General features: G+C 69.5%; 24 protein-coding genes. 15 read left to right on the top strand and 9 right to left on the bottom strand.

Annotation, left to right across the window (positions count from 1 at the left end):
• Positions 1-30 precede the first annotated feature (30 nt).
• Positions 31-561 carry a DUF427 domain-containing protein gene (locus tag ACO2Q0_RS19625; RefSeq protein ID WP_423353202.1) on the bottom strand — a complete coding sequence of 177 codons (531 nt, stop codon included), beginning with the start codon at positions 559-561 and terminating at the stop codon, positions 31-33.
• Positions 562-758: 197 nt separating this feature from the next.
• Between ACO2Q0_RS19625 and ACO2Q0_RS19620 the strand changes: the two genes are divergently transcribed.
• On the top strand, positions 759-2,606 hold the full coding sequence (locus tag ACO2Q0_RS19620) for a peptide MFS transporter (RefSeq protein WP_423353201.1): 1,848 nt from the start codon (positions 759-761) through the stop codon (positions 2,604-2,606).
• Between the two features lie 77 nt (positions 2,607-2,683).
• On the opposite strand, the gene ACO2Q0_RS19615 is transcribed toward ACO2Q0_RS19620, so the two are convergent.
• From ACO2Q0_RS19615 to ACO2Q0_RS19595, 5 genes are all read right to left on the bottom strand, one after another.
• The gene (locus ACO2Q0_RS19615; protein WP_423353200.1) at positions 2,684-4,741 is read right to left on the bottom strand and encodes a TonB-dependent receptor plug domain-containing protein; all 2,058 of its coding nucleotides are present in this window, start codon (positions 4,739-4,741) and stop codon (positions 2,684-2,686) included.
• Between the two features lie 173 nt (positions 4,742-4,914).
• Entirely contained in the window at positions 4,915-6,927 is a 2,013-nt protein-coding gene (locus ACO2Q0_RS19610; RefSeq protein WP_423353199.1) for a TonB-dependent receptor plug domain-containing protein, read from the bottom strand.
• 94 nt (positions 6,928-7,021) lie between these two features.
• Positions 7,022-8,452 carry a metalloprotease TldD gene (gene tldD / locus ACO2Q0_RS19605; protein WP_423353198.1) on the bottom strand — a complete coding sequence of 477 codons (1,431 nt, stop codon included), beginning with the start codon at positions 8,450-8,452 and terminating at the stop codon, positions 7,022-7,024.
• Between the two features lie 31 nt (positions 8,453-8,483).
• A complete protein-coding gene (locus tag ACO2Q0_RS19600) occupies positions 8,484-9,389 on the bottom strand; it encodes an alpha/beta fold hydrolase (protein WP_423353197.1) in 906 nt (301 codons plus the stop codon).
• Between the two features lie 56 nt (positions 9,390-9,445).
• Positions 9,446-9,793 carry a DUF3140 domain-containing protein gene (locus ACO2Q0_RS19595; RefSeq protein ID WP_423353196.1) on the bottom strand — a complete coding sequence of 116 codons (348 nt, stop codon included), beginning with the start codon at positions 9,791-9,793 and terminating at the stop codon, positions 9,446-9,448.
• A 264-nt stretch (positions 9,794-10,057) separates the two neighbouring features.
• Between ACO2Q0_RS19595 and coxB the strand changes: the two genes are divergently transcribed.
• The 12 genes from coxB to ACO2Q0_RS19535 all read left to right on the top strand — a co-directional run bounded on the left by coxB (position 10,058) and on the right by ACO2Q0_RS19535 (position 21,695).
• Positions 10,058-11,083 carry a cytochrome c oxidase subunit II gene (gene coxB / locus ACO2Q0_RS19590; protein ID WP_423353195.1) on the top strand — a complete coding sequence of 342 codons (1,026 nt, stop codon included), beginning with the start codon at positions 10,058-10,060 and terminating at the stop codon, positions 11,081-11,083.
• 18 nt (positions 11,084-11,101) lie between these two features.
• Positions 11,102-12,763, top strand: coding sequence for a cytochrome c oxidase subunit I (ctaD, locus tag ACO2Q0_RS19585; protein WP_423353194.1), 1,662 nt, complete (start codon positions 11,102-11,104; stop codon positions 12,761-12,763).
• Between the two features lie 78 nt (positions 12,764-12,841).
• Positions 12,842-13,825, top strand: a complete 984-nt coding sequence (gene cyoE, locus ACO2Q0_RS19580; protein ID WP_423353193.1) for a heme o synthase — start codon at positions 12,842-12,844, stop codon at positions 13,823-13,825.
• The gene (locus tag ACO2Q0_RS19575) at positions 13,826-13,978 is read left to right on the top strand and encodes a hypothetical protein (protein WP_423353192.1); all 153 of its coding nucleotides are present in this window, start codon (positions 13,826-13,828) and stop codon (positions 13,976-13,978) included. It begins immediately after the preceding gene.
• Positions 13,956-14,588, top strand: a complete 633-nt coding sequence (locus tag ACO2Q0_RS19570) for a cytochrome c oxidase assembly protein (RefSeq protein ID WP_423353191.1) — start codon at positions 13,956-13,958, stop codon at positions 14,586-14,588. Before ACO2Q0_RS19575 ends, ACO2Q0_RS19570 begins: the two co-directional genes overlap by 23 nt.
• A 153-nt stretch (positions 14,589-14,741) precedes the next feature.
• Positions 14,742-15,611 carry a cytochrome c oxidase subunit 3 gene (locus tag ACO2Q0_RS19565; RefSeq protein WP_423353190.1) on the top strand — a complete coding sequence of 290 codons (870 nt, stop codon included), beginning with the start codon at positions 14,742-14,744 and terminating at the stop codon, positions 15,609-15,611.
• A gap of 7 nt (positions 15,612-15,618) precedes the next feature.
• Complete coding sequence (locus ACO2Q0_RS19560; RefSeq protein ID WP_423353189.1) at positions 15,619-15,975, top strand: DUF983 domain-containing protein; 357 nt, start codon at positions 15,619-15,621, stop codon at positions 15,973-15,975.
• Positions 15,968-16,696 (top strand): SURF1 family protein, encoded by a 729-nt coding sequence (locus ACO2Q0_RS19555; RefSeq protein WP_423353188.1) that lies wholly within the window; start codon positions 15,968-15,970, stop codon positions 16,694-16,696. The genes ACO2Q0_RS19560 and ACO2Q0_RS19555 overlap by 8 nt, the downstream gene beginning before the upstream one ends.
• Positions 16,696-18,084: a threonine synthase gene (gene thrC / locus ACO2Q0_RS19550; RefSeq protein WP_423353187.1), complete on the top strand. Its 1,389-nt coding sequence runs from the start codon at positions 16,696-16,698 to the stop codon at positions 18,082-18,084. The genes ACO2Q0_RS19555 and thrC overlap by 1 nt, the downstream gene beginning before the upstream one ends.
• The gene (locus ACO2Q0_RS19545) at positions 18,059-19,351 is read left to right on the top strand and encodes a M16 family metallopeptidase (RefSeq protein ID WP_423353186.1); all 1,293 of its coding nucleotides are present in this window, start codon (positions 18,059-18,061) and stop codon (positions 19,349-19,351) included. The genes thrC and ACO2Q0_RS19545 overlap by 26 nt, the downstream gene beginning before the upstream one ends.
• A gap of 38 nt (positions 19,352-19,389) precedes the next feature.
• Entirely contained in the window at positions 19,390-20,001 is a 612-nt protein-coding gene (locus ACO2Q0_RS19540) for a GNAT family N-acetyltransferase (protein WP_423353185.1), read from the top strand.
• A gap of 32 nt (positions 20,002-20,033) precedes the next feature.
• Positions 20,034-21,695: a putative bifunctional diguanylate cyclase/phosphodiesterase gene (locus tag ACO2Q0_RS19535; RefSeq protein ID WP_423353184.1), complete on the top strand. Its 1,662-nt coding sequence runs from the start codon at positions 20,034-20,036 to the stop codon at positions 21,693-21,695.
• Between the two features lie 12 nt (positions 21,696-21,707).
• Here ACO2Q0_RS19535 and ACO2Q0_RS19530 read toward each other — a convergent pair whose 3' ends face one another.
• A complete protein-coding gene (locus tag ACO2Q0_RS19530; RefSeq protein ID WP_423353183.1) occupies positions 21,708-22,271 on the bottom strand; it encodes a YqgE/AlgH family protein in 564 nt (187 codons plus the stop codon).
• A gap of 85 nt (positions 22,272-22,356) precedes the next feature.
• Between ACO2Q0_RS19530 and ACO2Q0_RS19525 the strand changes: the two genes are divergently transcribed.
• Positions 22,357-22,839, top strand: a complete 483-nt coding sequence (locus ACO2Q0_RS19525; RefSeq protein WP_423353182.1) for a peroxiredoxin — start codon at positions 22,357-22,359, stop codon at positions 22,837-22,839.
• A gap of 27 nt (positions 22,840-22,866) precedes the next feature.
• Here ACO2Q0_RS19525 and ACO2Q0_RS19520 read toward each other — a convergent pair whose 3' ends face one another.
• Positions 22,867-23,406 carry a DNA-3-methyladenine glycosylase gene (locus ACO2Q0_RS19520; protein WP_423353181.1) on the bottom strand — a complete coding sequence of 180 codons (540 nt, stop codon included), beginning with the start codon at positions 23,404-23,406 and terminating at the stop codon, positions 22,867-22,869.
• 77 nt (positions 23,407-23,483) lie between these two features.
• Between ACO2Q0_RS19520 and ACO2Q0_RS19515 the strand changes: the two genes are divergently transcribed.
• Positions 23,484-24,665 (top strand): amidohydrolase family protein, encoded by a 1,182-nt coding sequence (locus ACO2Q0_RS19515; protein WP_423353180.1) that lies wholly within the window; start codon positions 23,484-23,486, stop codon positions 24,663-24,665.
• A gap of 121 nt (positions 24,666-24,786) precedes the next feature.
• Here the strand turns inward: ACO2Q0_RS19515 and ACO2Q0_RS19510 are convergent, their stop codons facing one another.
• The gene (locus ACO2Q0_RS19510) at positions 24,787-26,661 is read right to left on the bottom strand and encodes an ATP-binding protein (RefSeq protein WP_423353179.1); all 1,875 of its coding nucleotides are present in this window, start codon (positions 26,659-26,661) and stop codon (positions 24,787-24,789) included.
• Between the last annotated feature and the right edge of the window lie 63 nt (positions 26,662-26,724).

The following is a 26,724-nucleotide window of genomic DNA, read 5'->3' as shown; positions in this document are numbered from 1 at the left end:
CCCGCTTCGCAGGGGAGGCGCGTTGAGGCGTTACCGCAGCCCGCCGTCCGGCCCGGGCCCTTCCACGTTCGGCTCCCAGTGCTCGCGCTGGGTCGTGCCGTCGCCGGCGTCGGTGTGCTGGACGATCTCGTCCACCTCCCGGCGGTCCATGTAGCTGCGGTCTTCCTTGGCGGCGTCGGCGTCGTGGTGCGGGTTCACCGCCGCGTCGTCCACGGCGTACACCTCGATCTCGGGATAGAACGCGATCCGTCCGTTGATCTCGCCGACGGCGTCGTAGGGCGCCTCGTAGGTCCAGGCCGCCTTCTCGACGAGCTCGCCGTCCATGTAGAGGCTGTAGTGGCCGGCGTCGCCCTTGTAGGGGCAGTGGGTCACGTGGTCGGTGCGGGTGAAATATTCCAGCGAGACGTCGTTGCGCGGGAAATAGACGACGGGGCCGAGGTTGGCCTCCTGCATGATCAGGGCGTCGTTGGTGTCGGCGATCACGTGGCCGGCGAAGTACGCGCGCCACCGCCGGTTCGCGGGCTCGATCGTGATCGGATGGTCGGGGCCGGGGGTCAGCATGGCGGGTCCTCCTTCACGCCTGACAACGCGGCAGGGGCGATCAAAGCTCCGCCGCCCGCGAGTCCTTCCGGATATGGGGAGAGCGGGTTGCTTGTGCTTGCGCATCCCGCGTGATTTTCTCCCCGCAAATCTCCGGCCCTCGGGTGAAACTCTCCCGAAGCCCCGGAAGTCCATAGGGAAACCGGAACCTCCTCCGCATGAATCTCATCGTCCTGATCGGCATAGCGATCACGCTCATTACCGGCCTGCCGGTGCTGATGCAGCTCCGCAAGAACCACCCGCGCGGGCTGATCATCCTGTTCTTCGCCGAGATGTGGGAGCGCTTCTCCTACTACGGCATGCGCTCGATCCTGATCTTCTACCTGACCCAGCACCTGCTGTTCGACGACGAGACCGCGAACGCCCAGTACGGCTCCTACACCTCCCTCGTGTACCTGCTGCCGCTCCTGGGCGGCATCCTCGCCGACCGCTACATCGGCACCCGCAAGGCCGTGGCCTTCGGCGCGCTGCTGCTGGTCGCGGGCCACCTGACGATGGCGGTGGAGGGCACGCCCGCCACCCAGACCCTCACCTATGCGGGCCAAACCTATCAGGTCGCCTCTCAGGGGCTGATGGAAGAGCGCAAGGTGGGCCTGGTCGTGAACGGCCAGCAGCACGCGTTCGGCCCTGCCGAGGGCGGCGGTCTGGCCATCCAGGGCCTGCCCGCCGGCGCGCCGCTGCCGGCCGTCCTGCCCGAGGGCTCGTACCAGCTGACCAACACCGTCGATCCGTTCGGCAAGAACGCCTTCTACCTGGCCGTCTCGCTGATCATCATGGGCGTGGGCTTCCTGAAGCCGAACATCTCCACCCTGGTGGGCCAGCTCTATCCGCAGGGCGATCCGCGGCGGGATTCCGGCTTCACCCTCTACTACTACGGCATCAACCTCGGCGCGTTCTGGGCCTCGGTCCTCTGCGGCCTCCTGGGCGTGAAGTTTGGCTGGTGGGCGGGCTTCGGCCTCGCCGGCGTCGGCATGCTGGCCGGCCTCATCGTCTTCGTGCTGGGCAAGAAGCACCTGCTGGGCAACGGCGAGCCGCCGAACCCGGAGCTGCTGAAGCGGCCCGTGGCCGGGCCGATCAACCGCGAATGGCTGATCTACGGTCTCGGCGTGCTGGGCGTGCTGCCCGTGTGGTGGCTGGTGCAGCGCAACGCCGTCGTCGGCGTGGCCCTCGGCATCTCGACCATCGCCTCGTTCATCGGCATCGGCCTGATCATCGCCTTCATGGCCAAGACCTGGGTCGAGCGGCAGCGGATGATGCTGGCCACCGTCCTGATCTTGGGCGCGGTGGTCTTCTTCACCCTCTTCGAACAGGCCGGCACCTCGCTGAACCTGTTCGCGGCGCGGAACGTCGAACTGGTCGGCGTCAGCGCCGCCCAGACCCAGTCGTTCAACGCCGGCTACATCCTCATCTTCGCCCCGATCTTCGCGGCGATGTGGGCCTGGCTGGCGCAGCGCGGCCGTGATCCGAACCCGACCCTGAAGTTCGGCCTCGGCCTCTTCCAGGTGGGCCTCGGCTTCATGGTCGTCGTCTGGGGCGCGAGCTTCGCCGACGAGAACTACCGCCTGCCGATGATCTTCCTGGCGCTGCTCTACATGTTCCACACGACGGGCGAACTGTTCCTGTCGCCGGTGGGCCTGTCCGAGATCACCAAGCTCAGCATCGCCAAGGTCGTCTCGTTCATGATGGCCGTGTGGTTCCTGTCCTCGTCGGTCGCGCAGTACGTCGGCGGCTGGATCGCAGGCATGGCCGGCACCCACACCGTCGGCGGCCAGGTGACCGACCCTGCGGCCTCGCTGGCCGCCTCGCTGAAGGTGTTCAACATGCTGGGCCTGTGGGGCATGGGCATCGGCGTCGCGTTCGTCGTGCTCAGCTTCTTCATCAAGCACTGGGCCCACGGCGTGAACGACCCGGCGGGGCATGCCCAGCCCGAGCCGATCGCCCCGGTGCTCGACGGCGAGCGCCAGGCGGTGAGCCCGGCGGCGATCCGGCGGGACCTGAACAGCTAGATTTTCGGACAACCTGAAAAGACGAAGGCCGCGGAGCGATCCGCGGCCTTCTCTGCTTTCGGCGGCAGCGGGGCGGGCTAGCCGCCGAAAGTCTTTCGGACGCGCACGTAGAGCGAGCGTCCGGGGGTCAGGTCCCGGTCATCCGTGTAGAGCAGCGAACCGGTGCGGCGGTCGGGGCTGAAGGCCTGGGTGTTCACGCGGATGCCGCGCTCGCCGAGGTTCTGGTACTCGACGCGCAGGATCAGGTCGGGCCGCAGCCGCTTGTCGATCCAGGTCGTGATGTAGGCGTTGTGCAGCTTCACGTCGGTGATCGAGTTGTAGCGGTAGGTGGTCTGCGACCAGCCGCCGAACACCGCCACGCCCACGCTGGCGTTCCACTTCGGCAAGTCCTGGGTGTAGCGGGCCTCCCATTCCAGCGGCCTCAGGCGCGAGATCTCGCGCGACGTCAGCGTCGTGGGATCGGCGACCTTCGACCAGCGCTTGTTCAGTTCCCCCTGCAGCACCCCGCCGGTCCAGCCCAGGGGCTCGGACGGGACCTGCAAGGTGACGGTCAGCTCGTCCTTGGTCCCGTCGCCGATGTTGGTCGGCCGGTCGAAGACGAGGCGTTCGGGCCGACCGGTGTCGGGATTGATCCGGTCCACGAACACCGGCCCGCGGTCGATCACGTCCTGCAGTTCCGAGTGGCGATAGGTGAGCGTCAGGGCGCCGCTCTTCCAGAACCGTTGCTCCGCCGCGACCTCGGCCACCCAGGCCCGTTCGGGATTCAGGTCGGGATTGCCGACGCTCACGCCGGTGCCCTCCTCGAAGTCCGCACCCGCGACGAAGTCGTCGAAGTTGAGCTGGCCGACCACGCGTTCCACCCGGGCCCGGATCTGGGTGCTGGGGACCGGCTGCCAGGCGACGGCCAGACGCGGCTTGAGGAAGCTCAGGGTCTTCTCCAGCACGACGTCGCCGTCCGACGAGATTTCCGAGGCTTCGAAGCGCAGGCCGCCGTCGATCGTCCACTGCGGGGCCGGGCGCCACACCGCCTTGGCGAAGGCCTCGCCGCGCAACTCCTCAACTTGCACGTCGGCGGCCGACAGCGCCTGAGGAGCGCCGTTCACGAACGCGACGGACTGGCTGTCCAGCTTGTTCAGGGCCGCCTCGCCGCCAGCCTCGAAGGATAGCGCCGAGGACCGCTGATGCTTCAGCACCGCCCGGCCGATCGTCTCGTTGTAGGTCCGCTCGTTGCGGAACTCGTCCAGCCGGCCCGGCGTCTGCGCCAGGTCCAGGCTGTGGAAGTCGGAGTCGCTGCGCAGCAGCACGGCCTCCAGCTTCGTCCTCGGGCCGAAGTCGCGATTGTAGCGGGCGCCGAACTCCGTCTCGAACTCGTCGTAGGGCGAGGTGAAGTTGTCTACCCGGTCCACGGGGTCGGAGAACCGGACGGTGTTCTCGCTCTTCCAGTTATCCCAGAAGGCCCGACCGTTCAGGGTGATGCGTCCGCCCAGCAGCGGCTGCGAGTAGCCCGCGGTGATTGTCTGCTGAACGCCGTCACTCTCGGCCTCGTAGTCCGCCCGGCGCACGATCGAGCCGTTCGGGGCGATGCGGACGTAGGGGCCGAACTGCCCGCCGTCGTCGTTGCCGTAGCCGTAGCGGATGGTGGTCTCCCAGGTCCGCTGGCCGTCGCCGCCCGATAGCTCCAGGCGCATGCCGTGCATGTTGCGGCCGTCCCAGAGGTGGTTGTTGGCCACGGCGAACAGGCCGCGGAAGCTCGCGCCCTGCTTGCGGACCACATTGGCCAGCACCGACTTGCCCTGCATGTCGATGCCCGGCGCGCCGCCGCGGATGATGTCGATGCGCTCGACGGCGCTGACCGGCACGCGCCGCAGGATCTCTTCCAGGTTGTCGCTCTTGCTGGTCGGCCGCTGGCCGTCGATCAGCACGTTGCCGGCCGCGCCCTCGAAACCGCGGACGCTGTCGCCAGTGTCCAGGGTGAAGCCGGGCACCCGCGCCAGCATTTCCGCGGCGTTGGAGGCCTGCTGGCCCTGGAAGAAGCTGGGGGGATAGCTGATCACCCCCTGCTGCGGGGCCGCTTGCACGGCGGCGGGCGGCGCGGCGGCCACGGCGGCCTGGGCCAGGACGTTGACGATCAGCATACGTTGTAGCTCCCCAAGTGGGAGCAGATGGCCTGTACTCGGGCCGCTGGACAAATTACTTGCCCGTAAGGTGGATTAAATCGATGAAATGTTGCGCCATCACTGGAGGGCGCGCGCGAAAACACCCGGCTGACTGAAGCCGCCGGGCATGTGGTCGCGGGATGTCGAGAGCCTCAGCCGCCGAAGGTCTTCCGGACGCGCACGTACCACATCTGCGGCGCCTTCACGTCGCGGTGTTCCATGGCCGGCGGGCCGCCGGCGTTCCGCGGGCCGGGGTAGCTGACGATCGTCCGCCGCACCCCGCGGCCCGTAACGTTGGGCGCTTCGAAGCGGATGTGGATGTCCGGGCGCGGCTTCCACTCGATGAACGGGTGGACGTAGGTGCTGAATTTCACCGTCTCGACGACGTTGTAGCGGTAGTAGCGCTCGCGGAAGCCGCCGAACACATTGACCCCCAGGTTGATCCGCTGGCGCGGCAGGTCCTGGGTGAGGCCGGCCTCCCACTCCAGCGGCTCCAGGCGCGAGATTTCGCGCTTCTCCAGGGTGGTGGGGTCCGTCACCTCTGACCAGCGCTTGGTTACCTCGCCGCGCAGCAGAAGGCCTTTGAGGCCGACGCGATCGAAGGGGATGCTCGCTTCGAGCGCCAGCTCGTCCTTCGTGCCGTCGCCGATGTTTTCGGGCCGGTCGAACACTTCGCCCGCCGGACCGAACACCGGCCCCCGGTCCACGACGTCCTTCAGCTCGTAGTGGCGGAACGCCATCAGGACCGAGCCCGAACCCCAGAACCTCTGCTCCACCGCTGCTTCGGCCACCCAGGCCTGTTCGGGGTTGAGGTCGGGGTTGCCGGCCGTGACGCCGCCGCCGCTGGAGAACCGGGAGGAGGCGACGAAGTCGTCGAAATTGAGCTGGCCCACCTCGCGCTCGACCCGGAAGCGGAACTGGGTCTGCTTCAGCGCGTCCCAGGTCACCGAGACCCGCGGCTTCCAGTAGTGGAGCGTCTTCTCCAGCACGACGTCGCCGTCGGACGAGATGGTCGAGGTCTCGTAGCGGAGCGAGGAATCGACCGTCCAGGCGGAGATCGGCCGCCAGGTGGCCTTCACGAACGCCTCGCCGCGCTCTTCCTTCACCTGGACGTCGGCGGCCGGAAGATCTTGATCGACCCCGTTGACGAACAGCCGGCTGGCGCTCTCCAGCTCGTTGACCGCGAACTCGCCGCCGCCCTCGAACGAAAGCCGGTCGTCGTGGCGGTACTTCAGAACCGCCCGGCCGATGGTCTCGGTGGTTTCCCGGTCGAGCTCGAAGGTGGAGGTGGCGGGGCCGGCGGCGAAGCGCGAGACGATGTCGAACGTGCCGTCCTGGCGCAGGCCGACCAGTTCGATCGCGGTCCGGGCGTTCAGGCTGCGCGTGTAGTTGACCCCCAGCTCCGCATCGTTCTCGTGGAACATCTCGTCGCTCTCCTCGAGCGCCGGCGCGGGCGCGAGGATCCGAAAGTCCTCGTCGAACTTGTACTTCCGCTCGGACACGCGGCCGTTCATGCGGGCGACGCCGCCCAGCAGCGGGGTCTCGAACGTGCCCGTCCCCTGCCAGTCGAGCAGGTCGCCTTCCTGATCGAGGTCGGCCGTCACCGTGGGCCGGCCGTCGGCGTACCGTCGGATCGCCTCGCCCTGGCCATAGCCGTCGTCGATGCCCTTGCCCGCGTAGAAGCCGAGGTCCCACTTGCGGGGGCCGAACTCGCCTTGCGCCTCGGCCCGAGCCGCGAGCGCCGTGCGGCCGTCGGCGGTGTGGTTCTGGGCCACCGCCACCAGCCCGGTCAGGCCGCCGCCCGCCTTTCGGACCACGTTGGCGATGACGGTCTTGCCCTGCATGTCGATGCCCGGCGCGCCGCCGCGGATGATGTCGATGCGCTCGACCCGGCTCGCCGGGATGCGCCGCAGGATCTGCTCCAGGTCGTCGGTCTTGCTGGCCGGACGGCGGCCGTCGATGATCACATTGCCCGCCGCGCCCTCGAAGCCGCGCACCGAATCCCCGGTGTCCAGGACGAAGCCCGGGACGCGATCCAGCATCTCGGCCGCGTTGGCGGGCTGCTGGTTCGCGAAGAAGCTGGCGGGATAGCTGGTCACGCCCTGGTTGGCCGGAGCGGGCGAGGCGGCGACGGCGGCCTGCGCCAGGACGTGTACGATCAGCATGAAAAACTCCCCAAGCGGCCGCAGGTGAACCGCGTTAGCTCAGGGAGGGCCAATTAAATGGCTGTAAGGTCGGTTAAAGTTCGGAAAGGTTCGGCTAGACGCTGGTCCCGCCGACCGTCAGCCCGGTGATCTTCAGCGAGGGCTGGCCCACGCCCACCGGCACGCTCTGGCCCGACTTGCCGCAGACCCCGATGCCGGGGTCGAAGGCGAAGTCGTCGCCCAGCATGGTCACCCGCGTCAGCGCCGAGGGCCCGTCGCCGATCAGGGTCGCGCCCTTCACCGGCGAGGTCAGCTTGCCGTCCTCGATGAGGTAGGCCTCGGTGCACTGGAACACGAACTTGCCGTTGGTGATGTCCACCTGGCCGCCGCCGAAGTTGGCGCAGTAGAGGCCGCGCTTGGTGGAGGCGATCATCTCCTCGCGGGGCGTGTCGCCGCCCAGCATGCCGGTGTTGGTCATCCTGGGCATGGGCATGTGCGCATAGGACTGCCGCCGCGCGTTGCCGGTGGGCTCCAGGCCCATCAGCCGCGCGCTCTGCCGGTCGTGCATGTAGCCCACCAGGATGCCGTCCTCGATCAGGATGGTCCGCTGGGTGGGCGTGCCTTCGTCGTCCACGGTCAGCGAGCCGCGGCGGCCGAGGATTGCGCCGTCGTCGAAGACGGTGACGCCGGGCGCGGCCACGCGCTCGCCGATCTTGCCCGAGAACGCCGAGGTGCCCTTGCGGTTGAAGTCGCCCTCCAGGCCGTGGCCCACCGCCTCGTGCAGCAGCACGCCGTTCCAGCCCGGGCCCAGCACCACGTCCATCTCGCCGGCGGGGCAGGGAACGGCGTCCAGGTTGACCAGCGCCTGGCGCAGCGCCTCGTCGACCTGGGCCTGCCATTTGTCGGGCGTGATCCAGGTCTCGAAGCCGGCCCGGCCGCCCGCGCCGGTGTAGCCGTTCTCGCGGCGGCCATCCCGCTCCACCGTCACCTGGACGTTGATGCGCGAAAGAGGCCGCACGTCGCGGATCAGCCCGCCCTCGGCCCGCAGGATCTCGATCGTCCGCCGCTCGCCGGCCAGGCTCACCATCACCTGCACGATCCGCGGGTCTCGGGCGCGGGCCCAGGCGTTGATCTCCTCCAGCAGCGCCACCTTGTCGGCGAAGTCGGGCGAGGCGAGGGGATCGTCTTCGGAATAGAGCTTGGCGTTCGTCGCCCGCGGGCCCTCCGCCGCGACGCCCTCGTAGCCGCGCTTGGCCAGCTTCGCGGAATCGGCCGCCCGGCGGATCGCGGCCTCCGAGATCTCGCTGGCGTGGGCGTACCCGGCGGTCTCGCCGGCCACCACGCGCAGGCCGAAGCCCTCGGTGGAATCGTACGCCGCCGACTTCAGCCGACCGTCGTCGAACAGGAAGCTCTCGCTCTCGGAGCGCTCGACGAACAGCTCGCCGTCGTCGGCCCCGGCGAGCGCCTCGCCCAGGACGTCGCGGGCGCGGCCGGCGTCGACGCCGGCGGATTCGAGGATCGAGGGTGCGGGGGTGTGCGCGTTCATCCCGGCAAGATAGGCGCCCGGGCGAAGGGCGTCACCCCGCGCGACGCATTCCGTCGGCGCTCTTTGCGGGCATGACCCGCGACAGGAAATCGCGGGTGAGCCGCACCGCCTCGTCCAGCTGCGCCTCCAGCAACCAGTGGCCGGCGTCCAGCATGTGCAGCTCGGCGTCGGGCAGATCGCGCAGATAGGCCCGGCCCGAGGGCTCGGGCATGTAGCCGTCCTGCGGTCCCCAAAGCATCAGCGTCGGCGGCCGGTGCTCGCGCAGGAAGGCCTGATAGCGCGGGAACCACTGCTCGAAGTTCTCCTTCAGCCCCTCGATCGTCCGGGCGGCGATCGCCTGTCGCTGCGGCGTCATCAGCGACCAGTGCAGCCGCCACAGGTCCGGCGGGATGCGCTGCGCCAGTTCGGGCCGCACGTCGTTGAGGAACTCCTCCCGGAAGCCGTCCTCGCTGATCGCCTCGGCCAGCTTGCGGCGGTTCTCCGCGCTGGGGTCGCGGAACAGCTCGAGCAGGAACGCGTACTTCGGACCCAGCGCGTCGAAGTAGATGTCCACGTTCTGGATGATCAGGGCGGCCAGCCGCGACGGGTCCCGCATCGCCATCCTGAGGCCGATCCAGCCGCCGAAGTCGTGCAGCCAGATCGCGTAGCGCTCCACGCCCAGCTGCTCCAGCAGCCGCTCCAGGGTCTCCGCATGGGCGTCGAAGTCGTAGGCGAACCCCTCCGGCGTGTCGCTGTACCCCGAGCCCAGGAAGTCCGGCGCGATCGTCCGCCAGCGGTCGGCCAGCGCCGGCATCAGGTTGCGGAACTCGTAGGACGAGCACGGATAGCCGTGGGGCAGGACCAGGACCGGCGCGTCCTTCGGCCCCGCCTCGCGATAGAAGACGCCGTCGCCGTCGATCTCCATGCGCAGGTGCCGCACGGCGGTGCTGGAGGACATGGGAGGGCCTCGCGTTCAGCTGCGAGCGGGTAGAACGTCGTTCCTCGACGGCGGGTTCAGCGCCTCCGCAGCGGATCGTGCCCCCAGTTCATCAGGCTCCATCGCCATCGGGTGTCGGTCACGTCTCCCCACGGACGCTGGGCCAGGTGACGGCGGCAGTAGCCGATCACCTTCTTCATATGCGCGTAGTCGGCGTCGGTGAGGTCGGCGACGGTCTTCGCCTTGATCGCCAGGATCTTCCGCGCCGACTGGCGCCCGACCGATTCCGTCTCGCCGCGCCGGACCATGCCCACCTTCTTGCTCTGGGGCGTCGCCAGCCAGGCCTTCAGCTCCTTGGGGCTCAGGTTCACCAGCGCGTCGAACGCGCGGCGGATCTCGGCTTCTTCCTCCGGACTGCGGTGCAAACTGATTCTCCCCAAACGCCGCTCTGCCAGCCGGACGCGCGAACCCCGCGTCAGTGCGGAATCTACGGCTCTTCCCCAGCCAAGGATGCGCAGCCGCCCCATAGGGTGCGCGGCGGCCTTGGCAAGGGCATGCGATGCGCGTATGGACCCGCGCTGAGTGGGCCGGGCGGGCGCCAGCGAGCGCGTCTGCGCGCCTGTTCTCGAAGTCGGCTGAGCGCGCCGCACGTACCGGGGCGCGCCGTCGGACAACCAGACCGAGGGGACATGAAGTCGAGGTTTCAGGGTTTGCGGGCGCTGGCGGCGGGTCTCGTCGCGGCCGCTTCGGGGGTCTTCTGGGGCGCCAGCGCCTTGGCCAATGACCTCGTGGGTCAGCCGACGCCGGGCGGGATCGATCTTCAGCCGGGTGTGACCCCGCTGCGCGAGGACGCGATCTTCTTCCACAACGCGATCCTGCTCCCGGTCATCACGGCCATCACGCTGTTCGTGCTGGCCCTGCTGGTCATCGTGATCGTGAAGTACAACAAGCGCGCCAATCCGGTTCCGGCGCGCTGGAGCCACAACACTCCGATCGAGGTGATCTGGACGGTCGTTCCGGTCCTGATCCTGATGGTCATCGCCATCTTCTCGTTCAAGCTGCTCTACGCCTATCACGACATGCCCAAGCCGGACGTGACCGTGAAGGCGACGGGCTACCAGTGGTACTGGGGCTACGAGTATCCCGACCTGAACGTCTCGGAATACGTCTCCAACATCCTTCCCGAGGATCAGGCCGCCGCCAAGAAGGTCCCCTTCCGCCTGGCGGCCACCGAGCCGCTGGTCGTGCCGGTGAACAAGACCGTCCGCGTGCTGGTCACCGGCGCCGACGTGATCCACGCCTTCGCCGTGCCGTCGTTCGGCGTCATCACCGACGCCATCCCGGGCCGGGTGAACGAGACCTGGTTCAAGGCCGACCGCGTGGGCACCTACTACGGCAACTGCCGTGAGCTGTGCGGCGTGGACCACGCCTTCATGCCGATCGAGGTGCGGGTCGTGACCCAGGCCGAGTTCGACGCCTGGGTGGCGTCCAAGGGCGGCGGCGCGCCGGCGGCGACGCCCAGCGCCCTGAACGCCCAGGCCAACGCCGCGGGCGCCGCGAACACGGAGGCGGCTCCCGCCGCCGCCGACGCGGCCCAGCCGGCCGGCGCCGCCGCTCCGGTCAACCCGGCCGCCCCCGCTCCCGCCACGCCCGAGCCGAAGGCCCCCGCCGCTGCGCCGGCCGCCGCGCCCGCCGCCGCTCCGGCGAAGAAATAAGCAGGACTAGAGAGTAAGATGGCCAACGCCGCCGCTCACGACGCCCACGACCACGGGCACGACCACAAGCCGGGCTTCTTCGCCCGGTGGTTCTTCTCGACCAACCACAAGGACATCGGCACCCTCTACCTGCTGTTCGCCATCATGGCGGGCCTGGTCGGCGGCGCCCTGTCGGGCCTGATCCGCTGGGAACTGGCCGAGCCGGGCATCCAGGTGTTCCGCGAAGGCTCGTGGCTCGCGGCCACCGGCCTCGTCGAGCCCTCCAAGCACGGCTACAACGTGGTCGTCACCGCGCACGCGCTGATCATGATCTTCTTCATGGTCATGCCCGCGCTGATCGGCGGTTTCGGCAACTGGTTCGTCCCGCTGATGATCGGCGCGCCGGACATGGCCTTCCCGCGGATGAACAACATCTCGTTCTGGCTGCTGGTCGCCGCCTGGATCCTGATCTGCACCTCGATGTTCGTGGATGGCGGCCCGGGCCACGGCTTCGGCGGCGGCTGGACGGCCTATCCGCCGCTCTCCACCTCGGGCCACACCGGCCCGTCGATGGACCTGGCGATCCTGTCGCTCCACTTGGCGGGCGCCAGCTCGATCCTGGGCGCGATCAACTTCATCACGACCATCTTCAACATGCGCGCGCCGGGCATGACCCTGCACCGGATGCCGCTGTTCGTCTGGTCGGTGCTGGTCACCGTCTTCCTGCTGCTGCTGTCGCTGCCCGTGCTGGCCGGCGCCATCACCATGCTGCTGACGGACCGCAACTTTAACACCCACTTCTTCGACGCCGCCGGCGGCGGTGACCCGGTCATGTACCAGCATCTGTTCTGGTTCTTCGGTCACCCCGAGGTGTACATCCTGATCCTGCCGGGCTTCGGCATCATCAGCCACATCGTGTCGACCTTCTCGCGCAAGCCGGTCTTCGGCTACCTCGCGATGGCCTACGCCATGGTCGCCATCGGCTTCATCGGCTTCGTCGTGTGGGCGCACCACATGTACACGGTGGGCATGCCCATCAACCTGCGCGCCTACTTCGTGGCGGCCACCATGGTGATCGCGGTGCCGACGGGCGTGAAGGTGTTCTCGTGGATCGCCACGATGTGGGGCGGCTCCATCGACTTCAAGACGCCCATGCTGTGGGCGATCGGCTTCATCTTCCTGTTCACGGTGGGCGGCGTCACGGGCGTCGTGCTGGCCAACGCCGGCATCGACTACAGCCTGCACGACACCTACTACGTGGTGGCCCACTTCCACTACGTGCTGAGCCTCGGCGCCGTGTTCGCGATCTTCGCGGGCTTCTACTACTGGTTCGAGAAGATCTTCGGCGTGAAGTACCGCGAGTGGCTGGGCCAGCTGCACTTCTGGGTCATGTTCATCGGCGTGAACCTGGTCTTCTTCCCGCAGCACTTCCTGGGCCTGCAGGGCATGCCGCGCCGCTACGTCGATTATCCAGCCGCCTTCCACTACTGGAACGAGATCTCCTCGATCGGCTACGCCGTGACCCTGGTGGGCGTGGGCGTGTTCCTGGTGGTGCTGCTCGACGCGATGATCTTCCGCCGCAAGGCCGAGGCCAATCCGTGGGGCGAGGGCGCGACGACGCTGGAGTGGACGCTGTCCTCGCCGCCGCCGTTCCACCAGTTCAACGAGCTGCCCGTGGTGAAGCCGGACACGCACCACTAGCGTCCGGCTCCTTCGGGACCAATCTGATGGGGGGCGCGTCCGGAAGGGCGCGCCCTTCCCGCATTTAAGAGTATACGCATGGCCATGGTTGAAGGCCTGGGCTCACAGGACAGGGCGACGACGAAGGCCCCCGCGCGCTGGCAGGACTTCCTGCAGCTGCTGAAGCCGCGCGTCATGTCGCTGGTGGTGTTCACCGCGCTGACCGGTCTCGTGTGCGCCGACCGCGACATCCACCCGGTGCTGGGCGCCGTCGCCATCCTCTGCATCGCCGTGGGCGCAGGCGCGTCCGGCGCGCTCAACATGTGGTGGGACGCCGACATCGACGCCAAGATGCGCCGCACGCGCGGCCGCCCGGTGCCGGCCGGCAAGGTCCAGGGCTCCGACGCCGCCGCCCTCGGGGTGGTGCTGTCGCTGTTCTCGGTGATGCTGATGGGCATGGCGGTGAACTGGTTCGCCGCGGGCCTCCTCGCCTTCACCATCGTCTTCTACGCCGTCGTCTACACGATGTGGCTCAAGCGCTGGACCGCCCAGAACATCGTCATAGGCGGCTTGGCGGGGGCGCTGCCGCCGGTCATCGGCTGGGCCGCGGCCGACGGGTCCGCGCCGCTGAACGCCTGGCTGCTCTGCGCCATCATCTTCGTCTGGACGCCGTCGCACTTCTGGGCGCTGTCGCTCTACACCTCCGAGGATTACGCCCGCGCCGGGGTGCCGATGATGCCGGTCGTTCGTGGCGCGGCCTCGACCCGCCGGCAGGTGTGGATCTACAGCCTGCTGCTGATCCCGTTCTGCGTCGCCCCCGCCTTCACGGGGCTCGGCGGCGCGCCCTACCTGGCGGTTTCGGCCCTGGGCGGGCTCGTCTACCTGCTGCTGGCCTGGCGGCTGTTCCGCTCGCAGGCGGGGGAGGCGGCCGATCCGCGCAAGGATGACGGCCTCTACGACGTCCGCGCCGGCGCCCGCGACGCGCGCAACCTCTTCGCCTTCTCCATCCTGTACCTCGCCCTCCTGTTCGCCACCCTGCTGGGCGAGCATCTGGCGGGCCTCAAACCCCTGGAGCTCCTCTAGATGAGCGATCCCTCCCGCGAGAGCGACGCCGAGGCCAAGGCCCGCCGCGGCCGCAACATCGCCCTGGCCCTCGGCCTGGTGCTCTTCGTCATCCTGATCTTCGTCGTCACGGTCGTGAGGCTCGGTGGCAATGTCGCAGAACGCCCCTTCTGATCCGCGGCAGGATCCGGCCCGGCGGCGCAACGCGCGCGTCGCGGTGATCTGCGCGGCGGCCTTCTTCGGGATGATCGGCGCCGCCTACGCCTCGGTCCCGCTCTACCGCGCCTTCTGCCAGCTCACCGGTTTCGACGGCACGACGAGGCGGGCCGAGAAGAGCGCCGACGTGGTCCTCGACCGCGCCGTCACCATCCGTTTCGACGCCAACGTGCGTGACTTGCCTTGGACGTTCGTCACCAAGCAGACGCGGCAGGAAGCCAGGATCGGCGAGACCAAGGTCGCCTTCTTCCAGGTGACCAACAACTCGGACAAGCCCATCACCGGGCGGGCCGTGTTCAACGTCGTGCCGGAACAGGCGGGCCCCTATTTCCAGAAGCTCGACTGCTTCTGCTTCTCGGACCAGACCGTGGCCCCCGGCCAGACGGTCGACATGCCGGTGCTGTACTTCATCGATCCGAAGTACGCCCAGGACTTCGAGACCAGGGGCAAGCAGGAGGTGACGCTCTCGTACACCTTCTTCCCGTCCACCACCGCGCCTGCGCCGGCCCGCGCCGACCTGCATCCGCCCAAGGGCAAGCCTGCCCAGGCCGCCGGGGCCGCGGACTGAGCCGTAAGGACGAAATCCCTGCGTTATCCGGGCCCTTTCCCCCTTGGCGGGAGGGTCGACGCAAGGCTATAGCGTCCGCGACTTTCGCGCCTGGCGACTCCGTGTCAGCCGCCCTGGGCGCGTCTAAGAGGGATCTGAGGGGTTAGGACCGCAATGGCCGAAGGCGTCAAACACGACTACCACCTGGTCAACCCGAGCCCCTGGCCGCTCGTCGGCTCGATGTCCGCCGTGGTCATGGCCATTGGCGGCGTCATGTGGATGAAGGGCCTGTTTGGCTTCCCGGAAGGCACCTGGTGGCTGTTCGCCGCCGGCCTCGCCGGCGTCCTCTACACGATGGTCGGCTGGTGGCGCGACGTGGTGAAGGAAGCCAACGCCGGCGACCACACCCCCGTGGTCTCGCTGGGCCTGCGCTACGGCATGATCCTGTTCATCGCCTCCGAGGTGATGTTCTTCGTCGCCTGGTTCTGGATGTTCTTCGAGATGGCCCTCTTCCACGAGGTCCGCACCCACTCGGCGATCGAGGAAGTCCGCAACGCCTGGGCCACCTGGCCGCCGCACGGCGTCGAGACCGTTCCCGCCTGGGAACTGCCGCTGGTGAACACCCTGATCCTGCTGCTCTCGGGCACCACGGTCACCTGGGCCCACCACGCGCTGCAGCAGGGTGACCGCAAGGGCGCCAAGCTGGGCCTGATCCTCACCGTCGTCCTGGGCGCGCTGTTCACCGCGATCCAGGCCTACGAGTACCACCACATCCTGTCGCACCAGTACTTCTTCAACGAGGAAGCGGCGAACTCGGGCCTCTACGGCTCGGCCTTCTTCATGGCCACGGGCTTCCACGGCTTCCACGTCCTCATCGGCACCATCTTCCTGCTGGTCTGCCTGGTGCGGATCATGAACGGCGGCATGACGCCCCAGAAGCACTTCGGCTTCGAAGCGGCCGCCTGGTACTGGCACTTCGTCGACGTGGTGTGGCTGTTCCTGTTCGCCTTCATCTACGTGATCTTCGGCGGCCCGGCCCACTGAGGATGCGTTGAACGGGCTCCGTCCGCTGCTGGCGGGGGCGGCCGGGCGCTGCCCCAACTGCGGGGAGGGCGCCCTCTTCGAAGGCTTCCTGAAGGTCGCGCCCCGGTGCGCGTCCTGCGGCTACGATCTGAAGGCGGCCGACTCCGGAGACGGACCGGCCGTCTTCGTCATTCTGGTGGGCGGCTTCCTCGTGGCCTTCGCCGCCCTCTTCACCGAAATCGCCGTGCATCCCCCGGTGTGGGTGCATCTCCTCGTGTTCCTGCCGCTGGCGCTCGGCGTGTGCCTGGGGCTTCTGCGGCCGATGAAGGGCGTGATGCTCGCCGCCCAGTTCGTGAACAAGGCCAGCGAAGCGCGCCATGACTGAGTCCGCCGCCGCCGGCCGGCGCTTCCCCGTCGGCCTGACGGCCGCCGCAGCCATCGCGCTGTTGATCCTCCTCGGCCTCGGGACCTGGCAACTCCAGCGCCTCGCCTGGAAGCGCGACCTGCTCCAGCGGATCGACGCCCTGCAGCACGCGCCCGCGCGGCCGATCGGGCCGGTGCTCGCCGCCCGATCCGCCGGCCGGGACGTGGACTTCACCCGCGTCACCGTCGAGTGCCCCGGCCTCGCCGCGGCGCCGTATCTCGAGCTCTATGGGCTGCGGGACGGCCAGGTCGGCTCACGCCTGATCTCGGCTTGCGCGGTGGACGGAGGACCCTATCGCACGGTCCTCGTGGATCGCGGCTTCGTCGGCGACACGGTCTCTGCGCGTCCCCCGGTCGATCCGGACGATCGCGCGCCGCTCACCGTCACCGGCGTCCTGCGCAGCCCTGATCCGCCCAGCGCCTTCTCGCCCGCCAACCGGCCCGAACGCTGGTTCACCCGCGACGCCGACGCCATGGCCCGGGCGCTGAACGCGGCGGCTCCTGCGCCCGTGTTCCTGATGGCCGAGACCCCCACCAACCCCGAGTGGAAGGCTCTGGTCCCGGCGCCCGTACCGGCCGATATCCCCAACCGGCATCTCGAGTACGCGCTCACCTGGTACGGCCTTGCCGCCGCCTTGGCGGGCGTCTATGCCGCCATGCTCCTGAAACGGCGGAAGAGCTGATGCGCTACGTCTCGACCCGCGGGCAGGCCCCCGCGGTCGGCTTCACCGACGCGGTCCTGTCCGGCCTCGCGCCCGACGGCGGCCTCTACATCCCCGAGGCGTGGCCGACGTTCTCCCGCGCGAAGATCGAGTCCTTCGCGGGCCGCCCTTACGCCGAGGTGGCCGCCGAGGTGATCGGCGCCTTCGCCGGCGACGAGATCTCGTCCGCCGACATGCTGGACATGTGCCGCGAGGCCTACGCGACCTTCAACCACAAGGCCGTCGTCACGCTGGTCCAGATCGGACCCGACCAGCACCTGGCCGAGCTGTTCCACGGGCCGTCGCTGGCCTTCAAGGACGTGGCCATGCAGATCCTGGCCCGCCTGTACGACCATCTGCTGGGCGCCCAGCGGCGCACCCAGACCATCCTCTGCGCCACCTCCGGCGACACCGGCGGCGCGGCCGTGGAGGCCTTCCGCGGGCGCAAGAACGTGAAGATCGTGGCGCTCTTCCCCGAGGGGCGGATCTCCGAGGTGCAGCGGCGGTTCATGACCACGACCGACGAGCGCAACGTCGCGTGCGTCGCCGTGAAGGGCACGTTCGACGACTGTCAGGCCATCGTGAAACAGGCCTTCCAGGACCAGGCTCTGCGGCAGGCGGTGGACCTCTCGGGCGTCAACTCGATCAACTTCGCCCGCATCGCCGCCCAGGCGGTCTATTTCTTCACGACCGCGGTGGCGCTGGGCGCGCCGCATCGGCCCGTCAGCTTCTGCGTGCCCTCGGGGAACTTCGGCGACGCCTTCGCCGGTTACGTGGCCATGCGGATGGGACTGCCGGTGGCGAAGATCGTCGCCGCCACCAATTCGAACGACATCCTCGCCCGGGCCTTCGAGACCGGCCGCTACGTGCGCGGCGCGGTCCAGCCCACCATATCCCCGGCGATGGACATCCAGTCGGCCTCGAACTTCGAGCGCCTCTACTTCGAGACCGTGAACCGCGAGCCGGTCGAGACCGCGCGCGCCTTCCAGGCCTTCGCCGAGGCCGGCGCCCTCGACATCCCGCCCGCCGCCTACGCCCAGATGCGCGAGGTGTTCCGGGGCGTGACCATCGGCGAGGACGAGACGGCCCGCACCATCGTCTCCACCCTCAACGAGACCGGCGAGCTGATCGACCCGCACACGGCCGTGGGCGTCGCCGCGCTGCGCCATGTGGACGTGCCCGGCCCCGTCGTCGTGCTCTCGACCGCCCACGCCGCCAAGTTCCCCGAGGACGTCGCCAAGGCGTCCGGCGTCACGCCGGCTCTGCCGCGCGGCGTCGCCAACCTCGCCGACCGTCGCGAGACGTTCGATCGCCTGCCCGCCGAGGCCGACACCATCAAGGCCTATGTCCGCGCCTTCGCCGAAGCCTGACGCCGCCACGCCGCGCGTCCACCAGCTCGCCAACGGCGTCCGCGTCGTCTGCGATCCGCTGCCCGGCTGGCAGACGGTGGCGCTGTCGGTCGTCGCCGGGCGTGGCGCCCGCTTCGAGGACGAGGCCCGCTCGGGCTGGTCGCACCTCCTGGAGCACATGGTGTTCAAGGGCGCTGGCGGCCGCTCGGCGCGCGACATCGTCGAGGTGATCGAGGCCGAGGGCGGCCACATCAACGCCGCCACCGGCTACGAGCGGACCAGCTTCCAGGTCCGCGCGCTGAAGGACGGGCTCGACCTGGGTTCCGCCGTCGTCGCCGACCTCGTCCTGCGCCCGACCATGGACGCCGGCGACCTCGCCCGCGAGAAGCAGGTGGTCGGCCAGGAGATCGCCGAGGCCGCCGACACGCCCGACGACCTCGTCTTCGAACTGGCCCAGGAAGCGGCCTTCGGCGGCCAGCCGCTGGGCCGCCCGATCCTGGGGACCACGGCGTCCATCGGCGCCGCCACGCCCGATACGCTCAGCGCCTGGCGCCAGGCGCTCTATGCGGCCCCGTCGCTGGTGATCAGCGCCGCCGGCGCCGTGGATGAGGACGAGCTGTTGCGGCTGGCCGAGCGCGACTTCGGCGGCGCCGACGGCCAGGCCCTTCCGCCGCCCCAGCCGGCGACCTTCACGGGCGGCGTCCGCACGGTCGCCAAGCGGCTGGAGCAGGCCAACGTCGTGCTGCTGCTGCCGGCCGTCGGCGTCCACGATCGCGACTACTTCACCCTGCGGCTGCTGGCCGAGATCCTCGGCGGCGGCATGGCCTCCCGGCTCTTCCAGGAGGCCCGCGAGAAGCGCGGCCTGGCCTACGCGATCGACGCCTATTCCGAGACCTATGCCGACGTCGGCGCCCTGGGCGTCTTCGCCGGCTGCGCGGCCGAGGACGCGGTGGAGCTGGCCGAGGTGACGGTGGCCGAGATCGCCAAGCTCACCGAGCGCGTCCCGCCCGCCGAGCTCGCCCGCGCCAAGGCCCAGCTCAAAGGCTCGATGTTCATGGGCCGCGAGGCCGCGCTCGCCCGCGCCGAGCAGGCCGCCGGCCAGGTGCTGCTGTTCGGCGAGACGCTGGACCCCGAGCATGTGGCGGGCGAGGTCGACGCCGTGACGCCGGAGGCCCTGGCGTCGCTGACCACCCGGATCCTCGAGCAGAAGAAGGCCGCCGTCGCCGTCCTCGGCCCCAAGGCCGCGCTCAAGGCCGCCGACGCCTTCCAGCGCCTGGTGGCCGGCTAGGCTTTGCTTCCGCCGCCAAATCGGCGACTCTCGCGTCGATGGCTCTGCTGGACTGGATCGCGCCGGAAAGCGGCCTTCGCATCGAGGGGGAGGGCGTGTGGCTGCGCGCGCCGCGGTCCTCCGACTATGCCGAATGGCGCGAGCTGCGCGCCGAAAGCCGCGCCTTCCTGCAGCCGTGGGAGCCCACCTGGCCGGCCGACGACCTGTCGCGCGGGGCCTTCCGCCGCCGGCTGCTGGCCTATGCGCGGGACCGCGAGGTCGGCGCAGCCTATCCGTTCTTCGTGTTCCGGGGCTCGGACGATGCGCTGACCGGCGGCATCACGCTCTCCAACGTGCGCCGCGGCGTCGCCCAGATGGGCTCGATCGGCTACTGGTGCGGCCGCCCTTTCACCCGCCAGGGCCTGACGCTGGCGGCCGTCCGCGCGCTCAGCGAGTTCTCCTTCCGCACGCTGGGCCTCCACCGCCTGGAGGCCGCCTGCATCCCCGAGAACCGTCCATCCCGCGATCTGCTCGGCAAGGCCGGCTTCGCCGAGGAGGGGTTCGCCAAGGCTTATCTGAAAATTAACGGCGCTTGGCGAGATCATGTCCTGTTCGGCCGCGTCAGTCCCTATGGCGAGCGCGACGGTCCGGACGAGGGGGTGTCGGTCTGAAGCCGACGCCGGGTTGGGCGCGGCCGGAAGTGATGTCGAACGACCGCTGGATGTGGGACGCCACCGCCACGCTGGAGGCGCTGGGCGCCGCAGACGTCGCGCTGTGGGTGTGGGAGCCTGAGAAGGACCGCCTGCGCCTCACCGGCGCCACCCGCGCCCTGGGCCTGGGCCCGCTCGCCCCCGAATGCTCCTCCGCCGCCCTGCGCGCCCTGGCCCTGCCGCAGGACCGCGCCTATGCCGACGACATCCTGCGCGTCCAGTCGCCCGGCGGGGAGGTGGCCGTGCGCCTGCGCATGCGCGGCGGCGGCGTCTGCATCTGGCGCGGCGTCTGGCTGGAGGAGGGCTGCCGCGCCTCGGGCGTCGTCGCCCCCGAGGTCAAGTTCGCCGCCTCCGACCAGGACGCGCTCACCGGCCTGCTCGACCGCCGCAGCTTCATCGCCCGCGCCCGCGAGCGCCTGCAGGCGCCGGGCTCGCACGAGCTCATCGTCGCCGACCTCGACCGCCTGCGCCGCCTGAACGAGGCCCTGGGCCACGAGCGCGCCGACTTGGTGCTGGCCGCGCTGGGCTCGCGCCTCGCCGCCGCCTTTCCGCCGGGTGCCCTCCTGGCCCGCGTCGGCGAGGACGAGTTCGCCGCCCTGTGTCCCAAACCGGAATCGCCCGGCCCTGCCGCCCTGCGCCGGGCCCTGGAGCACCCGCTGCGGGTCGCCGGCTTCGACATCCACCCCACCCTGTCGATCGGCGCCGTCGAGGCTCCCGGCGGCGACGAGGCGCCCGAGGCGGCCGAGCTGCTGCGCCGTGCAGAGCTCGCCGTCGAATCCGCCCGCAGCCAGGGGCGTGGCGGCGGCGCGGCGGCCTATGGCCGGTCGCTCGAGACCGACGGCCTCTCGCGCCTGGCCCTGGAAGGCGACCTCAAGGGCGCGCTCAGCCGCGGCGAGCTCCTGCCCTTCTACCAGCCGATCGTCCGGCTCTCGACGGGCGCGCTCTCGGGCTTCGAGGCCCTGGTCCGCTGGCGCCATCCGCGCCGCGGCCTCTTGATGCCCGAGCAGTTCCTGCCGCTGTGCGACGAGATGGGGCTGATGAGCGACATCGGCGCCATGATGATGCGCGAGGCCGCCCGCCAGCTCGCCGTCTGGCGCCAGCGCCACCGCGCCGCGGGCGAGCTGTCCGTGGCCGTGAACCTCTCCACCGGCGAGATCGACCGTCCGGATCTCGTCTCCGACGTCACGGCCATCCGCCGCGAGACCGGCCTGCCGCCCGGCGCCCTCAAGCTGGAGGTGACCGAGAGCGACGTCATGCGCGATCCCGACCGCGCCGCCGTCGTCCTGCGCAATCTGCGCGCCGCCGGCGCCGCGCTGGCGCTGGACGACTTCGGCACCGGCTTCTCCTCGCTCAGCTACCTGACGCGGCTGCCCTTCGACACGCTGAAGGTCGACCGCTACTTCGTCCGCACCATGGCTACCAACGAGGGCTCGACGAAGATCGTCTCATCGGTCGTCAAGCTGGGCCAGGATCTCGACATGGAGGTGGTCGCCGAGGGCGTCGAGAACGCCGGCATGGCCCGCCACCTGCTGGCGCTGGGCTGCGACTATGGCCAGGGCTTCGGTTACGCGCCCGCCCTCTCGGCCCAGGAGGCCGAGGTCTACCTCAACGAAAGCTACGTCGACGGCGCCGCGCCCCTGAAGGCCCGCGGATAGCCCAGACCGCTGTCAGGCCCGCCCGGCCTCGGCGCCCAGGAACTTCGGGTCGATGCCCAGCTTGGCGAGCGCCCGCGACCACTTGGTCGCGTAGTCGCAGTCGAAGATCAGCGCCTCGTCCGCCTCGCAGGTCAGCCACACGTTCTCGCGGATCTCCTGCTCGAGCTGGCCCGCGCCCCAGCCGGCGTAGCCCAGCGCCAGCAGAGAGCGTCTCGGCCGGTCTTCCTCGCGGCCCATGGCCTCCAGCACCTCGCGGGTGGCCGTCAGCCCCACGCCGGCGCCGACCTCCAGGCTGAACTCGCCGCGGTAGTCGTCGGTGTGCAGCACGAAGCCCCGCTCGCGCTCCACCGGGCCGCCGACGCGCACGAGGTCCGGCGGCAGCACGATCGTGGACTTGATCCCCAGCCGCTCCAGAAGGTCCGGCACGGTCAGGCCCTCCACCGGATGGTTCAGGGCGATGCCCATCGCGTGGTGGGCGTCGTGGGCGCAGATCAGGATCAGCGTGCGTTCGAACCTCGGGTCCGAGATCCCCGGCATCGAGATCAGGAGTTGGCCGGACAGGAAGCCGCTTTCCATCGCCGCGAATGTCGACCCTCCTCGTGGCGCTTTCAAGGAGCTTCGGCTATCAGCGTCGCTCAAAGAGCCCTTCAGGAGACGCCTCATGACCATCAAAGTCGGCGACAAGCTGCCCAGCATGACCCTGACCCAGGCCACGGCCGAGGGGCCGAAGCCGGTCTCCACCGACGACTTCTTCAAGGGGCGCACCGTCGCGCTCTTCGCCGTCCCCGGCGCCTTCACGCCCACCTGCTCGGCCAAGCACCTGCCCGGCTTCAAGCAGGAGGCTTCGAACCTCAAGGCCAAGGGCGTCGACGAGATCGCCTGCATCTCGGTCAACGACGCCTTCGTCATGCGCGCCTGGGCCGAGGACCAGGCGGTGGGCGAGGACATCGCCATGCTGGCCGACGGCAACGGCGCCTTCGCCAAGGCCATCGGCCTCGATTTCGACGGCTCCAAGTTCGGCATGGGTCCGCGCTCGCAGCGCTATTCGATGATCGTCAAGGACGGCGTCGTCGAGCAGCTCAACGTCGAGCAGGCCGGCGAATTCAAGGTCTCGTCCGCCGACTACCTGCTGGCCCAGCTCTAGGGTCCCCCCGCCTGGCGGCGACGACACTCACGTCCGGGAAAACGGCCGGCTCACATAGCGCGAGCCGGCCTCTCCGAACCGCCAGGGCTTCTCCACCGCCTTGGTGATGCCGATCCGGGGCCCCGCCACGATCCCCGCCGCCGGCCCGAGTTTCAGGGCGAAGGGCGCCTGGTCGGCGCGCATCCCGTCGTGCTCCCGCGTCACCGCCAGCGCCTGGCACAACTTGCCCGGCCCCGAGCAGAGCGCGCGGCGGTCCATCAGCCCGCGCCGCTCGGCCATGATCTCGAGCCCATGCGTCGGCTCCAGCGCCCGGATCAGCACGGCCGCCCCATCGCCGTCTGCGCCGCACACCAGGTTCATGCACCAGTGGATGCCGTAGCTTCGGTAGACGTAGATGTGCGCCGGCGGCCCGAACATCACGCGGTTCCGCGGCGTGGGACCTGAGAAGCTGTGCGAGGCCGGGTCCTCCTGGTGGTAGGCCTCGGTCTCGACGATCCGCCCGCCCACGCCGTTCAGTGTCAGCTCCCAGCCGATCAGCTCGCGGGCCACGAGCACGGGGTCGCGCATCCAGAAGTCTTGACGCGGCGGGTTCGAAGGTCCGGAATCTCTCACAACGACAGAACGCATAAGGTGGGAGGATGCCGATGCCCTACGTCCAGGGCCAGACCGTCCATGACGCGGACAGCCACATCATGGAGCTGCCGGGCACGATCCATCGCTACCTCGACCCCAAGGTCCGGGACGCCTTCGTGGAGAAGACCGGCCGCAAGGATGTCCTGCCCGAGTGGTTCGCCAGGGCCGCGGACCAGCACGACGATCCCGAATTCCGCGCCGGCGCCGAGGCCAACATCCTGCTGCGCAAGAACTACGAGGCGCTGGGCGCCTTCCGCGCCGAGGACCGGCCGGCCACCCTCGATCACCTGGGCTTCGCCTCCCAGCTCGTCTTCACCACCGCCTGCCTCTCGAACTGGGGTCTGGAGCAGATGGGGGAGGTCGACCTCGCGCTCGAGGCCGCCCGCGCCCACAACCGCATGATGACCGAGTTCTGCTCGGTCGACCGCCGCCTGCTGGCCACCGGCTACGTGCCGCTCGTGGACCGGGCGCGCGCGCCGCAGATCGCCCGCGAGGCCATCGCCCTCGGCGCCAAGGGGCTCGTGATCCCGTCCCGCCATCCGCCCGGCTTCTCGCCCAGCCATATCGAGCTCGATCCGCTCTGGGCCCTGGCGGAGGAGGCCGGCCTGCCGATCCTCTTCCACGTCGGCGGCGAGGAGAAGATGCACCCCGACTACCTGGAAAACGGCCTGCCGCCGGTGAAGGATTTCCACGGCGGCGACGAGAACTTCACCTCCCTCACCTTCATGACCATCCCGCTCAGCATCTGGCAGACCCTCTCGGCCCTGGTGATCGACGGCGTCTTCGACCGCTTCCCCAGGCTGAAGTTCGGCGCGATCGAGCTGGGCGCATCCTGGCTGCCCAGCCTGATGCGCTTCCTCGATTCCGGCTGCGCGGCCTTCGGCAGGGAGGAGCGGCTGCAGAAGCTGTCGGCGCGCCCGTCCGAGATCCTGCGCCGCCAGCTCCGCGTCACGCCCTATCCGCACGAAGACGTCCGCTGGATCATGGAGAACGCCGGCGAGGAGATGGTGCTGTTCTCCTCCGACTTCCCGCACATCGAAGGCGGTCGAAACCCGCTCAAGCGGTTCAACGAGAGCCTGGAGGGCGTCTCCGATGCGGCCCGCCGCCGCTTCTACCGCGACAACTTCATCGACCTGATGGGCCGGGGCCTCGACCCGGCCCTGCACGACCTGCCCGCGAGAGAGGCTGCCTGATCGAAGCCGTCATCCCGGCCGCGGCGAAGCGGAGAGCCGGGACCCAGGCGGCGTTGCTGTGCGTCATAAATCCTGGATCGGCCTTGCCGGCCGTCGGGACGACGTCTGGGTTCCGCGGACGCTAAGCCACCTGGGCCGCGGCCTGCTCGGCCGGCGCCTGCAGCGCCCGCAGGATCGACGCCATAAGTTCGCCGACCTGGATCGGCTTGGGCGAGTGCTCGGTGAAGCCCAGCGACAGGTAACGCTCGCGGCCGCCGGAGGTCACGTCCGCGGTCAGCGCCACCACCGGAACGCCGCGGTTCGGCCCCTCCATCTCGCGCAGGCGGGCCAGGGCCTCGATGCCGGTCATCCCGGGCATCTGGATGTCCATCAGCACCAGGTCGAAGGGTTGCGCGCCGAGCAGCTCCAGCGCCTCGGGCCCGCTTGCCGCCTTCACCACCATGGCGTCGAAGGCGGACAGCAATTGGTCCAGCACCAGCAGGTTCACCGCATTGTCGTCCACCGCCAGGATGGTCATGCCGCCGATGCCGCTGCGGCCGTCCGCGGGCGCAGTCGAGCTCGGCGGAGCCGCCGGCTCGGCCTGGGTGCGCGCGCCCACCAGAGCCAGCGGGATCTCGACGTTGAAGGTCGAGCCGGTCCCAAGCTCGCTTTCGGCCCAGACCCGTCCGCCCATCAGCTCGGTGAGCTGTTTCACGATAGCCAGGCCCAGGCCGGTGCCGCCGAACTTCCGCACCTCCGCCTCCTCGCCCTGCGAGAAGCGGTCGAACAGGGTCGGCAGATAGGCCGCCGCGATTCCGGGGCCGGTATCCTTCACCGAGAAGCGGGTCAGCGCCCGGCCGTCCGCCTGGGGCTCGGACCGGACGATCACCTCCACCGCACCGGCCTCGGTGAACTTCAGCGCATTGCCCACGAGGTTGAAGAGGATCTGCCGCAGCCGCAGCGCGTCGGCCAGAACGAAGTCCGGCACGCCGTCGTCCACGTTCAGGTGCAGCGCCACGCCCTTCTCCTCGGCGCGGCCGCCCCAGAAGCCGACCAGGCGATCCAGCATCAGGCGCAGGTCCTCGGGACGGGCGAGGATGTCGAGGCGCCCGGCGTCGATCTTCGAGACGTCCAGGATGTCGTTGAGGATCGACAGCAGGTACTCGCCGCTGTCGATCAGGGTGTCCAGGCGCTCGATCTGCCGGGGATCGGTCTCCTCGCGCTTGAGCAGCTGGGCCATGCCCAGCACGCCGTTCATGGGCGTACGGATCTCGTGGCTCATCGTCGCCAGGAAGTTGGACTTGGCGCTGTTGGCGCGGCGGGCCTCCTCGCGGGCGCTGTCGGCGGCGGCCCGTTCGGCCAGGGCCTGGTCGCGCGCCGCCTCCAGGTCGGCCACGATCGCCAGGCTCGAGGCGTAGGCCTCGTACCAGGTGGTGATCGCCTGCACCGTGTTGGTGGAGATCATCAACATCACCGACAGCAGGATCGCGCAGCCGATCAGGATGCCGACCGCGTGCGCCGGCTCGAGCTGGATGAGCGCCAGCCCCACGCCGAGAAGCAGCAGCGGCGTCGCGAAGGCCCAGAAGATCATCCGTCGCAGCGAGCCCGATGAGAGCGCCAGGGCGACGATCAGGCAGGCCTGGGTTCCCAGGTAGGCCAGCTCCGCTTCCGCGCCGCGTGCGGCCATGATCGAGGTGGGCGTCAGATAGATGATGGTTCGCAGCGCGCAGAGCGCGGCGAGCTTGCGGAAGCCCTTCTCCTCGTCGGCTCCCGCGCTGCTGGCGATCCATCGCCGCAGGAGAACCTGTTGCAGGCCGTCGATGGCGGTGGAGCTCACGAAGCCGGCCAGGGCGAGCCACGGGTGCCCCAGCAGGAAGATCGCCAGGGCGCCCAGGGCGTTGAAGGCCACATGCCCCCGGAACGGGAACAGCAGCCCCGCCAGCGTAAGCTGGTATGCGCTGAAGCTGTCGCTCGCCGGGCCCAGCAAGGCCTGGCGGTCCATCGCGGTCTTCGACATGACGCCCATAGTCTCCCCGGCGGGAAGGCTAGGGCCAAAAAGTAAAACTTAGAAAAACAACGG

Source organism: Phenylobacterium sp. VNQ135, from assembly GCF_049445735.1.
Lineage (GTDB): Bacteria > Pseudomonadota > Alphaproteobacteria > Caulobacterales > Caulobacteraceae > Phenylobacterium.
The sequence above is the reverse complement of the archived record's forward strand: the minus strand, read 5'-3'. Positions and strand labels throughout refer to the sequence as shown.